The organism is Crassaminicella indica (genome assembly GCF_019203185.1).
Classification (GTDB): domain Bacteria; phylum Bacillota; class Clostridia; order Peptostreptococcales; family Thermotaleaceae; genus Crassaminicella; species Crassaminicella indica.
Genome location: NZ_CP078093.1, coordinates 2,206,422 through 2,219,344 on the forward strand (window position 1 = coordinate 2,206,422; position 12,923 = coordinate 2,219,344).

General features: G+C 28.2%; 11 protein-coding genes and 1 other RNA gene. 11 read left to right on the forward strand and 1 reads right to left on the reverse strand.

Annotated features, from left to right (window positions below):
• Positions 1–34 precede the first annotated feature (34 nt).
• The 6 genes from KVH43_RS10420 (at position 35) to ssrS (ending at position 6,380) form a co-directional block, all read left to right on the forward strand.
• Complete coding sequence (locus tag KVH43_RS10420) at positions 35–844, forward strand: ribonuclease HII (RefSeq protein ID WP_218282470.1); 810 nt, start codon at positions 35–37, stop codon at positions 842–844.
• Entirely contained in the window at positions 819–2,258 is a 1,440-nt protein-coding gene (locus KVH43_RS10425) for a hypothetical protein (protein WP_218282471.1), read from the forward strand. Before KVH43_RS10420 ends, KVH43_RS10425 begins: the two co-directional genes overlap by 26 nt.
• Positions 2,259–2,262: 4 nt before the next feature.
• Positions 2,263–2,529: an EscU/YscU/HrcU family type III secretion system export apparatus switch protein gene (locus KVH43_RS10430; protein ID WP_218282472.1), complete on the forward strand. Its 267-nt coding sequence runs from the start codon at positions 2,263–2,265 to the stop codon at positions 2,527–2,529.
• A 139-nt stretch (positions 2,530–2,668) separates the two neighbouring features.
• On the forward strand, positions 2,669–3,928 hold the full coding sequence (locus KVH43_RS10435) for an ATP-binding response regulator (protein WP_218282473.1): 1,260 nt from the start codon (positions 2,669–2,671) through the stop codon (positions 3,926–3,928).
• A 429-nt stretch (positions 3,929–4,357) separates the two neighbouring features.
• Positions 4,358–6,115 carry an ATP-dependent zinc metalloprotease FtsH gene (gene ftsH, locus KVH43_RS10440; RefSeq protein ID WP_255547742.1) on the forward strand — a complete coding sequence of 586 codons (1,758 nt, stop codon included), beginning with the start codon at positions 4,358–4,360 and terminating at the stop codon, positions 6,113–6,115.
• Between the two features lie 87 nt (positions 6,116–6,202).
• Positions 6,203–6,380: non-coding RNA, 6S RNA (ssrS, locus tag KVH43_RS10445), on the forward strand.
• 25 nt (positions 6,381–6,405) lie between these two features.
• On the opposite strand, the gene spoVB is transcribed toward ssrS, so the two are convergent.
• Complete coding sequence (gene spoVB / locus KVH43_RS10450; RefSeq protein WP_218282474.1) at positions 6,406–7,953, reverse strand: stage V sporulation protein B; 1,548 nt, start codon at positions 7,951–7,953, stop codon at positions 6,406–6,408.
• Positions 7,954–8,401: 448 nt separating this feature from the next.
• Between spoVB and KVH43_RS10455 the strand changes: the two genes are divergently transcribed.
• From KVH43_RS10455 to KVH43_RS10475, 5 genes are all read left to right on the forward strand, one after another.
• Positions 8,402–8,644, forward strand: a complete 243-nt coding sequence (locus KVH43_RS10455; protein ID WP_218282475.1) for a hypothetical protein — start codon at positions 8,402–8,404, stop codon at positions 8,642–8,644.
• A gap of 295 nt (positions 8,645–8,939) precedes the next feature.
• Positions 8,940–10,433 carry a MocR-like pyridoxine biosynthesis transcription factor PdxR gene (gene pdxR / locus KVH43_RS10460; protein WP_218282476.1) on the forward strand — a complete coding sequence of 498 codons (1,494 nt, stop codon included), beginning with the start codon at positions 8,940–8,942 and terminating at the stop codon, positions 10,431–10,433.
• An 83-nt stretch (positions 10,434–10,516) separates the two neighbouring features.
• Positions 10,517–11,413: a diacylglycerol/lipid kinase family protein gene (locus KVH43_RS10465; protein ID WP_218282477.1), complete on the forward strand. Its 897-nt coding sequence runs from the start codon at positions 10,517–10,519 to the stop codon at positions 11,411–11,413.
• 119 nt (positions 11,414–11,532) lie between these two features.
• Positions 11,533–12,540, forward strand: a complete 1,008-nt coding sequence (locus KVH43_RS10470) for a LacI family DNA-binding transcriptional regulator (protein ID WP_218282478.1) — start codon at positions 11,533–11,535, stop codon at positions 12,538–12,540.
• Between the two features lie 62 nt (positions 12,541–12,602).
• Positions 12,603–12,848, forward strand: coding sequence for a YkuS family protein (locus KVH43_RS10475; protein WP_218282479.1), 246 nt, complete (start codon positions 12,603–12,605; stop codon positions 12,846–12,848).
• The last annotated feature ends 75 nt before the right edge of the window (positions 12,849–12,923 follow it).

Genomic DNA, 12,923 nt, shown 5'->3' on the forward strand with positions numbered 1-12,923 from the left:
ATTTTTATAGAAGAAATTGAAAGGAAAATGAAATATGAATTTTCAAAACATAAGTGTAAAGGAAATTAATAGCTATATTGAGAAATTAAAGATAGAAGACTATGATAAGTACATACCATTATTAAAAAATGATAAAAGAGAATCAGTTAAAAAATTAGGAAAAAAATTAGAAAAAAAGTATATAAAGCTTTTATGTGAAAAAGAAAGAGTTCAAAAATTATGGTATTATGAAAATAGATTAACAGATGTTGGATATAAAATAATTGCTGGTATTGACGAAGCAGGAAGAGGACCACTTGCAGGACCTGTAGTAGCAGCTGCAGTTATTCTGCCGCAAAATTTGTTTATAGAAGGAATTAATGATTCAAAGAAACTATCTTTGAAGAAAAGAGAAGAAATTTTTAAAATTATTACTGAGAAAGCATGCAGTATTGGTATAGGAATAATAGATAATGAAACAATTGATAGAGTAAATATATTAAATGCAACGAAGATGGCTATGAAAAGAGCTGTGCAAAAACTTTCTCTAACTCCTCAATATTTATTAATAGATGCAGTGAAATTGACCGATATAAATATAAAGCAGACTGGAATAAATAAAGGAGATAGTTTAAGTATATCTATTGCGGCAGCATCTATTGTAGCTAAGGTAGCAAGGGATAAAATAATGGATAGATTTCATCATATATATCCTCAATATGGCTTTATCAATCATAAAGGTTATGGGACGAAAGAACATTATAAAAATATTGAAAAATATGGACTATCTCCGATTCACAGAAAATCTTTTTTAAAAAATATAATAGGTGATAGTAAAAATGAAAATCAATCCTTTAAATTATAATTTAGGTTTAGGAAATAATAAAGAGAATTTATTAGAATTGAAAATGGGTCAAATCATTACAGGGAAAATTCAACAAATTCTTAATGATGTATTGATCCTTGAAATGAATAGTGGAAAATTATTAGAAGCAAAGACAGCTATTCCATTAGAAGCGCAAACAAATGATGTTTTAAAATTTCAGGTAAAATCGATTCGTGAAAACAAAGTGATTCTTCAACCTATGATGGAAGAAATAGATAATAAAGAGGAAATGGATAATGGACAAAAAAAAATCATATCTTTACTAAAAGAATTAAATATAAAACCAGGAGAAGAAGAAATAGAATTGGTAAAAAAGCTAATTGCAAATAGGATTCTAGTAAGTAAGGAAAATTTAACTAATATAATTCAACTAAAATCAAACTTTGAGAAAATCGAAACACTAATAAATACAAAATCAATCCCAATTAATGAAAAAATAATGAACGAGCATATTAGAGAAGTACTAAAGGAGTTGTTGAAAGAGGACGGTTATATAAAAGAAAATGAATATAGTAAGGATGAAAATATAAAGAACATAGTTAAAGATTCATATTCATTAGAATTAGAAAAAAACATGCAGCAGAAATTATCTGCTGAAAGGTCTGTTCATTCAAAAAATATTAATCCTATGAGCTATGAAAAAATTATTTTTCTACTCAAAAACAATTTAAAGATGAATATTATGAACTTGAAAAATATTAATAATTTACTTATGAAGGAGTTTACAGTTTCAAAGCAAATGGATGAGTTGATAGGATTTCTTTATAAAAATGATGAAACAGCTTATCTTGGAAAAAGCTTAGATCAATTATTTTCTAATATAAAAGATATGATTTTTGAAAAAAATTTTGAACCGCACGAAATCATGAAAGAAATACATATAAAATTAGAAATGATTAAGCAATCAATTGAAAATATAAGTTCAAAGGATCAAGAAGATATTTTAAATAATATAACAAATCTTAAAAACAGTTTAGATTTTATGAATAAATTGAATCCACTACAGACCTATTTTCAAATACCTATATTTTTTAATGATGAGCGAAGAAATATAGAGCTATTTATTTCAAAAGATAGTAAAAATAAAAAGAAGATTAATCCCAAAGATGTGAAAATACTTATAGCACTTGATACAAAAACTATGGATCGAGTACAAGTTTTGATTGAGATTAAAGATAAAAATATAATGTGTAATTTTAAAGTAAAAACAGATGAGATTAAGAAAAAATTATTAGCTTTTGAAAAAGATTTAAAAGAAATTTTGATGCATTTAGGGTTTACTGGAATCAATACAAAGTATGCAGTTTCAAATACTGGAAACGATATATTGGAGGAAGCACTGAATAAAAAAGAGATACATGAAAAAATGCAGTTTATTGATTTAAAGGTGTGATATGATGAAAAATAAGGAAATAGCAGTAGCCATAAAATATGACCAAGAAAAAAATGCCGCACCTGCTGTTATTGCAAAAGGAGAAGGACATATTGCAAAAAAAATAAAAGAAATTGCTACAGAAATGAATATTCCTACTTATAAAGATGAAAAGCTTGTAAAACAATTAAATAATCTAGCTATTGGAGAAGAAATACCACCAGAATTATATCAGGTAGTTGCAGAAATATTAGCTTTTATTATACGATTAGATACAAAAGGAGAGACCTAAAATCATGGGTCTCTCCTTTTGTATTCGTATAAAATGATTTTTTTTCACAAAATTTTATTATGAATGACATTTTTTTACAAAATTTTCAATGGTTTTTATTTAAAATAAATATAAGAAGGGATATTTGGAGGAAATAAAAATGAATAATTTAAGAAAACCAAAAATATTAATTGCAGACGATAGCCAATTAAATCTTCGAATTATTGGAGATGTGATTAAAAACAGTGGGTATGAGCCAATTTTAGTATCACAAGGGAATGAGGTACTCAAATATGTTAGAGTAGAAAAACCAGATCTTATTTTATTGGATATCATAATGCCTAAAATGGACGGTTATGAAGTTTGTGAAATATTAAAGAAGGATACGAGGACTGAGGATATCCCTATAATTTTTCTCACAGGGCAGTCAAGAATTGAAGATGTGGCAAAGGGATTTGAAGTAGGGGCTGTGGATTATATCAATAAGCCATTTCATGAAGTAGAATTAATTGCTAGGGTGAAGACGCATCTACAACTAAAAAAATTACATGACAAACTAAAAAAAAGCAATGAACAATTACAAAAAATAAATATGGAATTGCTTAAAGCAAATGAGATCATTCAGTATAATAAATTACAAACAGAATTTTTTGCTAATATTTCCCATGAATTTAGAACGCCTTTAAATTTAATTTTTAGCACTATACAGCTATTTGAATTGTGTATGCAGGATCATTTAGATATTAAAGAAAATAAATATATAAAGATTATGAAACAAAATTGTTATCGTCTTTTAAGATTGGTAAATAATTTAATTGATATTACTAAAATTGATTCAGGTTATTTTGAAATCGATCTACAAAATCATAATATTGTAGATATTGTTGAAAATATTACATTATCTATTTCAGAATATATAGAGCGCAATGATTTGAAGCTAATATTTGATACAGATGTAGAAGAAAAGATAATAGCTTGTGATGTAGATAAGATTGAAAGAATAATACTGAATCTTTTATCAAATGCTATAAAATTTACAAAATCAGGTGGAAATATTATTGTGAAAATATATGATAAAAAGGAAAAAGTTGTTATATCTGTTAAGGATACAGGGAAAGGTATTCCTAAAGATAAAATAGATACTATTTTTGAAAGATTTATGCAGATTGATAAATCTTTATCTAGAAAAAGAGAAGGAAGCGGTATTGGTTTATCACTTGTTAAAGCTCTTGTTGAAATGCATGGTGGAGAAATTTTTGTTAAAAGTGAATATGGTAAAGGAACAGAATTTATTATAGAGCTTCCTGCTAAAGTATTACCTATAGAAGATGAAGCTATAAAAAAAGATGATGGTTATAATGAACATAATTATATAGAGAGTATAAATATTGAGTTTTCAGATATATATTCAATATGTTAGTTTTTTACAGTATAAGAACTAAGCTTTGATATATGTAAGTATGAAAATTCTTTTTATGCACAAAATATTAATAAAAGGAGGAGATGAATATAGAAAAAAGAAAAAATATAAATAAAGGCGATGTTTTTTATAATATTGAAGAGATGAACTCTTTAGTTAATAAACATGATATGTCAAATAATTATAGGTTCGTAAATTCATATATACAGATGTTAAAGGATACCATATTGAATCATAAAAGCCAATAAAATAGGCTTTTTCCTTTTTTGTAAAAATAATGAACAATTGTAATATAAATGATAAGCTTAATGGGTTTAGTTTATCATAAAAATATGCTATAATACATTATGTAAACCACCCCCGATGTGTACATAACAATTTAAAGGGGGGATTATTATAGGATTTAAGAAAAAAGCTATAATTATTGTTATGATTGTTTTTATATTAGTGTTGCTTTCAAGCATAGCTTATTTTAAGTTTTATAATACAGAAGAAACAATAAATTTATCTTATAATCAGTTTATGGAAAAAATGAAAGCAGGAGAAGTAAAAATAGTCTATCTCTTAGATGAGCCTAAATTAAAGGGAATATTAAAAGATGGAACGAGTTTTTCAACTGATAATCCAAGAACAGAAAATTTTAAAGAAATGCTTTTAATTAATAATATTTCTGTAGAAGAAAATAAAGTAAATATAATGCTGACAAATGTTATTGGTTTTATTGGAGTTATTATAGCATTTGGAGCTATGGGTATATTTTTATCTAATCAGTCTTCTAAACAGACGTCAAGAGAATTTTCTAAGATGTCAAGTATTGAAGCAGTAGATCAAGGAGATATAAAAGTTACCTTTGCAAATGTAGCAGGAAATGATGAAGCAAAGGAAAATATAATGGATTTAGTAGATTTTTTAAGGAATCCAGAAAAGTATGCAAAATATGGAGCAAGAATCCCTAGAGGAGTTATTCTTTATGGACCTCCAGGAACAGGAAAAACGCTACTTGCAAAAGCGTTAGCTGGAGAAGCAAACGTTCCTTTTTTTGCTGTATCTGGTTCAGATTTTGTACAAATTTATGCTGGCTTAGGTGCAGGAAGAATAAGAAGCTTATTTAAAAAGGCAAGAGAAAAGGGAAAATGTGTAATTTTTATTGATGAAATTGATGCATTAGGAAAAAAAAGAGATGGTCTTAATGGAAATGATGAGTCAGATAGAACATTAAATGCATTATTGACAGAAATGTCAGGCTTTCATGAAAATGAAGGAATTATAGTGATTGCAGCAACTAACAGATTAGATACTCTTGATGAAGCATTACTTCGTCCAGGTAGATTTGATAGACAAGTTGAAGTGGGATTGCCTGATGTGAATGCAAGATATAAGATTTTAAAATTGTATAGTAACACAAAGCCTTTAGGGAAAAATATAGACCTAGAAAGGATAGCACAAGAGACAGTTTATTTTAGTGGGGCGCAATTAGAAAATTTAATGAATGAATCAGCTATTTTAGCAGCTAAGGTAAATGCAGAATATATTGATAAAAAACATATTGAAAAAGCTTTTTATAAAGTGATAGCAGGCGAAGAGAAGAAAGATAGAAGTACAATTTCTGAGAATGATCGAAAAATTACTGCATACCATGAGGCTGGACATGCTTTAATAACAAAATTAATTGCTCCTTTTAATAGAGTAACGAAAGTTACTATTATTCCAAGTACAAAAGGAGCAGGTGGATTTAGTATGAATATACCACCAGATAAAATGTACAGAACGAAAAAAGATATGATGGATCATATAAAAATTGCATTAGCTGGTAGAGTAGCAGAAGAAATGATTTTTGGAGAAGAAAATATTACTACTGGTGCAAGCAATGACATAGAAAAAGCAACAAAAATTATTGTATCTATGATTAAGCAATTTGGCATGAATAAAAAAATGGGTATGTTAAATTATGAGATGCTTCAAGGGAATAAAGGTGCAGGGCTTGATGCTGAAATTATAAAAGAAGCAAGACTTTTTATGGAAGAATTATATCATGATACAAAAAAAATTATGCATGAAAACATAGAACAGTTAGAAATGCTTGCAAGGGAACTTCTTAAAAAAGAGACATTAAATGAGGAAGAAATTGATAATATAATAAAATCGTCCAAACTTTATAATGGAGAAAGCATTGCATATGATAGATAAAAAGTATTATAAATTTGTATAAAGGGAAGAATTGTATATTGTCAAGTCTTTTCATTTGCAGGATAATGTTATATAATATATTTACAGTAAGTCCTGGGGTGTACGTTAAAGCCTGAAAATTCAACCTACAAAAGACATCCGGGAGTTCGTGTTCCTTTATAGATGAAAAGCCACCAACGAGTGGACTTCAGAAGTAAAGGATAGATCACCCACCTAGGTGAGTGGCGGGTGTGAATTTAAGGGCGAACGGCATTCTGGGGAAAAATAAAGTCTTTCACGGAAAGACTTTTTTATTTTTTTGAAAAAATAGATTTTATAGTTTCAAAGCTTATACTGCCAGATAAGATGATAATAGCAATATAGCTTAAAAAACCAGCACTCATGCTAAGGCAAATGCTAATAATAGATTGTAGATTTATATAATTACATATATTGTATATATAAATAACAATAAAAACCATGATGGTAGTTGCTATAATTGGTTTAATTATATGATCTATTAATTTTATATTTAATTTTACATAATGCTTTAGACTTCTAAAATTAAGGGTACATATGAATAATGTAGATAATGAAAAGCCTAATATAAATCCATTTTCGGCAAAGCGTGGATTAGCTACTAAATAGTAAGTACATAAAAGCTGAATACTCATGCCTATGAGATGATGAATTGCAGTGATCACTTGCTTACCCATTCCATGAAGTATACCTGAGATGGTGTGATGCAGACATAAAAATGTAGCTGATAAGGCTAATAATGAAAGAAATGCTCCAACATCTGATTGATCATATATAAACATACATATAGGATCTGCAAAAAATAGAAATAGTGCGGTTGTTGGTATGGCAACTAGTAGAGTGATTCGGATAGCAAGGTTTGATTTTTGGCCAATATCTTTCCAGTTTTTTAATGCCATTTCTTGTGATACAGTTGGAATAATATTTACAACTAATGCAGAGGTTACAATGAATGGTAAAAAGAGGATAGGCATAGCCATTCCTGCAAGTTTTCCAAAGGTAGATATAGCTTCTTGCTGGCTGAAACCTGCTATTTGTAGTCTTTGAGGAATCAATACAGCATTGACGGATTGCATGATTACAGCAACGAGTCTTGTAATGGTAATTGGAATGGAAATGATTATGATTTTCTTTAAAATACCTTTGTTTGCAATTTTTAACGAATGATAAGTTTGTCTTAAATGGATTGCTTCAAGAAATTTGAATTTAAAAAGAAGACATAAAAATCCTATTAATTCTCCTACGGAAATTCCCATTACTGCAATCATTGCTGAGTATTTTGTAGGTGTGGGATAGATTATATATAAACTTCCAATTACAAATACAATTCTAAAAAGTTGTTCTAAAATTTGAGATACACCAGGTGGGACTACATCTTTCATACCATAATAATAGCCTCTAAATATAGAAGATAATGTAATTAAAGGAATAGCAGGGATTAAGGCTATAAGACTAAAATAGGTATCTTTATTTTTTATTATATTTATACTTATATATTTTGCATAAAAAAATAAAAGGACAGATAAAAGACTACTGATAAATAAACCTAATATTAGTGATAATCCTAGAATTTTGTTGCAGCCTCTTTTGTTATTAAGAGATAAGTTATAGGCTACAAGCTTTGATACTGCAACAGGAATTCCAGCTGTTGTAAAGGTGATTAAGATCATTAATATAGGAAATACCAAATGAAATAGGCCGATTCCTTCTGGGCCAATTATTCGAGATAGTATAATTTTATAAGCAAAACCTAAAAACCTTACAATAAAATTTACAACAATAAGAATGAACGTTCCGTATAGAAATGAGTTTTTTTTCATAAAGGTCCCCTCTTCATATAGCAATCTACTTTAAATAGATATTCTTATATAAACAGTTATATTACTTAAAAATAAAGTTTAAATATATAGGTAAATAATTTCAAAACGAAATATAAAGAACAGTTCATTCCAGATAACTTTTGAAAAAACAAAACTTCATTCCATGAAAAAATACTAAACCTTCAAAACTCACTTCGTTCAAACAATGAAGGTTCTTAACGTATTTTTTATGAAATTTCAGTAAGTTTTTTTACAAAAGTTATCGAAGTCATTCACTTATCTTTATATATTTCTTTTTTTTATGTTGATTTTGTTTACCTATAGATAAACAAAATCAAAAAAATATATTATGAAGCTTAGCTTTAGAATAGAAAATATTTTTCTTCATGTATGAATTTTGGCGATAGACAGACACTATAATATAAAGAAAATGAATGGAGGAAAATATATGGAATTAGTTTGCCCTATTTGTAATGGAATGGCTATATATTTGCTAAGATGTCCTCATTGTGGCAAACAGATGGAAAATAGAGGAGCTATGGTAGAATTTTTAGATGATTATAGTCCTTATTTAGATATGGATATGACACAGCTAGTAGATGGTGCGGCAAATGATCAATGTGTACACTTGTTTTATTGTGAGAACTGTAGATATGACAAAAGAGTTAAAATTCAAAGAGTAAATATATAGTATGCAAAAGCTGAATATAAATTTCAACGTCAAGTAATATTTTATATTTATTGTTTGCTAAAAAATAAATCAATTGAAACAGAATAAAGTGCGTAGGACTGCACTTTATTCTATTTCTAGCAAAATACCTTAATATTTTGTATAATTAATGGTAGTATATATAGATAAACAACTTTAAAGCGAAATATAAAAGATTGTTTATTTTAGATAATTATTCATTTTTGATGTTATGTATCTATTAGTATATGTTTAAAAGAGGATTTTTGATAATAAATAAGAAATACAGGAGGTAGGAATGGAAATATATAAAGAGATACATTTAGATAAAAATTCACCTCAACATTTATATATGCAGCTGTTTTATAAAATACGTCAGTTTATCATGGATGGACAGCTTAAAGCAAACGAAAAGCTTCCACCTATTAGACAGCTTGCCAATACTCTTGGGGTAAATACAAGTACTATTGTCAATGCATATGGACTTTTAGAAAAAGAAGGGTTTGTGTATAAAAAAATAGGTAGTGGAACATTTGTTTCTCCACGGAAAGATGATAGGCTAGAGGATGTGGTGCTTGAAAAATATCCATTAGATGAGGATATAAGACTGATGGACCGAGGACAAATACAAATAAAAGAAAATATGATTAGCTTTGCTAGTGCTACACCAACTTCTGATCTGTTTCCAGTAGATGATTTTAAAATCCTTTTAAATGAGGTTTTAGATAGAGATAAAGGAGATGCTTTTGGATATCAGGAAAGTCAAGGATATTATCCTTTAAGAGAATCACTAGTTGATTATCTAAAGGAAATCAATATTGAAACTAATTCAGAAAATGTTCAAATTATTTCAGGAGCACAGCAAGGAATAGATGTTATTGCAAAGGCATTTGTAGATTATAAGGATACAATCATTGTGGAAAGTCCTACATATACAGGAGCAATAGGAACCTTTAAATCTAGAGGAGCAAAAATTGTTAGTGTACCTATTCTAGAGGATGGCATAGATATACATTTATTAGAAGAAAATATAAAAAAGCATCATCCTAAATTTGTTTATTTAATGCCTAACTTTCAAAATCCTACTGGATATTCTTATAGCAAGGAGAAAAAATTAAAAATCATTGAGTTAGCTGATAAATATAATACATTTATTGTTGAAGATGATTATTTGAGTGATTTAAGCTTTTATAATAATGATAATGCTACGCTAAAAAGCTTAGATGAGAATGATCGTATTATATATATTAAGAGTTTTTCTAAAATTTTCATGCCGGGTTTAAGATTAGGTTTTTTGGTGATTCCTAAAAAAATACATCATAGAATTCTTGCTGCAAAGCATACATCAGATATTTCAACTTCAGGGCTAAATCAAAGAGTTTTTGACCTTTATTTAAGAAAAGGTATTTGGAAAAAGCATATTCGATATATGGAAAAGATATATAGAGAACGGTTTGATGTGATGAAGAATTGTATAGAAAAATATTTTAAGGATATAGATATAAGTTATATTCTTCCGAAAGGTGGATTAAATTTTTGGTTTTCTTTACCTGAAGGGTATGATTCAAATAAGCTATATGTTGAAGGGGCTAAAAATAATATTCTTATTTTACCAGGATCTATATTTTTTATATCTCAAAATGAAAGCAGATTTTTTAGATTGAGTATTGCTGCTGTATACCCTAAGGATATTGAGATAGGAATAAAGGGATTATCTCAAGTGATAAAAAGATTTATTAAAAAGGATACAAAGGAGAGAAAAGGGCCGGATTCATATACTCCTCTTTTATAGAAACAGTAAATAAAAAATATTTATTCTTTTAAGATATATTTAATGAAAGATAAAAATTTTATAAATAATATGAGGTGATATAATTGAAGGTAAAATTTATTATTAATCCTTCATCGGGAAAACAAATCATCCAAAAAAATTTAGATAGAATTATTGGAAATTTAATATTGGAAGGAATTGTAAAATATGTAGATGTATTTAAAATGAAAGGGAAGTATGATGCTTTAGAGGAAGTAAAAAAGCTTAAAAAGGGTGAATATGATTGTATTATTGCTGTAGGAGGAGATGGAACCGTTAATGAAGTGGTAAATGGTGTAATGATAGGAAAAAATGAAATTCCTATTGCAATACTACCAGCAGGAACAGTAAATGATTTTGCAAAGTTTTTAGCCCTACCTATTGATATAAATGGCTTTTGTAATATGATGAGAAAAAATGAAAGAAAAAAAGTAGATGTTGGAAAAGTAGGAAATAGGTATTTTATTAACGTTTTAGCAGGAGGACTTTTGACAGATGTAGGATATAAGGTATCCTCTGAATTTAAAACAGTACTAGGGAAGTATGCTTATTATGTAGAAGGAATGAAAGAAATTCCAAGACAAATGCTAAGGAGTATCAATATAGAAATTGATTCTGAAGAATTTAAAGGAACAGAAGATATATTTATGTTTATTATTACTAATACGCCATCCGTAGGAGGATTTAAAAAGCTTGCTCCTATGGCTAAAATAGATGATGGACTATTTGATGTTTGTATTGTGAAAAAGTCAGATATACCAGAATTCTTTTCTTTATTTTTACATATCATGAAAGGGGAGCATATTAAGCATCCTCGGGTTTTATACATACAGACTTCTAAAATCGAACTAAAGAGTCCTAAAGATGTGAATGTTGCTTTAGACATAGATGGGGAGCAGGGAGGAGGTCTTCCTGCAACTATTGAAGTGGTTCCAAAGGGAATAGAGATTATCATTCCATAAAAAATTAAATATAAGCAGGAATTTACATAATTGCTGTAGAAAAGTAACAAGATAAATTATATAGTTTAAAATTCAGAAAAAAATTTACGTTAAAATATATATGAATTGGAGTGAAATAGGTGAGTATAACAATTAAAGATGTAGCAAAAAAGGCAGGTGTTTCTATATCTACAGTATCTCGAGTGATAAATGGATCTAAACCTGTAAGTAATGAAATAAGACAAAAAGTATTAAAGGTTATTGAAGAAACAGGATATATGCCTAATCCAGTAGCAAGAAGTTTGGTAATGAAAAAAAGCCAATTAATTGGAGTTGTAGTTCCAGATTTATCGAATGTTTTTATTGGGGAAATATTGAATGGGATAGAAGAGATTGGTAAAATGTATGATTATGACATTTTATTATGTAATACTTATGGACAATTAGAACAGGAGTTAAGATATCTTAATTTATTGAAAGCAAAGCAGGTAGAAGGAATTATATTTATGACTTGGAATCTTCAGGAAAAGCTGGTTGAATATCTTGAAAAAATAGAGGTTCCAGTTGCATTAATTAATAGAAATACGAGCAAATTACATACTCCTTCTGTATCTATTGATAATTTTAAAGCTGCGTATGAAATGACAGAATTTCTTATTAAAAATGGTCATAAACGGATTGCGCTAATCAGAAGTAGTATGGATCAAAATGCTTTTGGACTTGATCAATACAATGGATACAAAAAAGCATTAGATGATCATGGGTTAGAAATTCATGAAGAATTAATAAGATATGGAAATTGGAAAATGGAAAATAGTTATCAAATTGTAAAAGATTTTATAGATGAAAATATTTTACCTACTGCGATATTTGCAGCGAGTGATGAAATGGCTATTGGAGCTATCAATTGTTTATTAGACAATGGATATAAGGTTCCAGAGGATGTTTCTGTTGTTGGATTTAATGATATAAAATTAGCATCTATATATAGGCCTAAGTTAACAACTATTCATCAGCCAATTTATGATATTGGAGCTGTTGCAATGAGAATGATTATTAAGAAAATTAATGGAGAAGAAGTAGATAGCAATGTAGTTACACTTCCACATGAATTAATCGTAAGAGAAAGCAGCAAGTGTATAGAATAAGGAATATTTCATCTCCTATGTAGAAATAATAGAATTAGATAATATCATAGGAGGTGGTTCTTTTGAGAAAAGTAGCTGTAGAAAAATCACTAGAAAATGTAAAAAGTTATCTTAATTACAAGGGTTATGATGTTGCAGATCTTGAAGGTACTAAATCAAATTTGAAAAGCTTTGATGCAATTGTAGTTTCAGGACAAAATAGTAATATGCTAGGTATGCATGATACAAATACAAGAGCATCTGTTATTAATGCAAAAGGCATGACACCAGAAGATGTACATGCACAAATAGAAAATCGTCTTAGCTAAGACCTCTTTTGAGGTCTTTTTTGTTGATGGTAATTTATAATGAAAAATATTATAATATATCTGTTGTATAATAAA

Excerpts from the sequence above, each read along its gene's own strand:
- KVH43_RS10420 (WP_218282470.1), top strand. The coding sequence starts at position 35 with ATGAATTTTCAAAACATAAGTGTAAAGGAAATTAATAGCTATATTGAG.
- KVH43_RS10425 (WP_218282471.1), top strand. The coding sequence starts at position 819 with ATGAAAATCAATCCTTTAAATTATAATTTAGGTTTAGGAAATAATAAA.
- KVH43_RS10430 (WP_218282472.1), top strand. The coding sequence starts at position 2,263 with ATGAAAAATAAGGAAATAGCAGTAGCCATAAAATATGACCAAGAAAAA.
- KVH43_RS10435 (WP_218282473.1), top strand. The coding sequence starts at position 2,669 with ATGAATAATTTAAGAAAACCAAAAATATTAATTGCAGACGATAGCCAA.
- ftsH (WP_255547742.1), top strand. The coding sequence starts at position 4,358 with ATGATTGTTTTTATATTAGTGTTGCTTTCAAGCATAGCTTATTTTAAG.
- spoVB (WP_218282474.1), bottom strand. The coding sequence starts at position 7,953 with ATGAAAAAAAACTCATTTCTATACGGAACGTTCATTCTTATTGTTGTA.
- KVH43_RS10455 (WP_218282475.1), top strand. The coding sequence starts at position 8,402 with ATGGAATTAGTTTGCCCTATTTGTAATGGAATGGCTATATATTTGCTA.
- pdxR (WP_218282476.1), top strand. The coding sequence starts at position 8,940 with ATGGAAATATATAAAGAGATACATTTAGATAAAAATTCACCTCAACAT.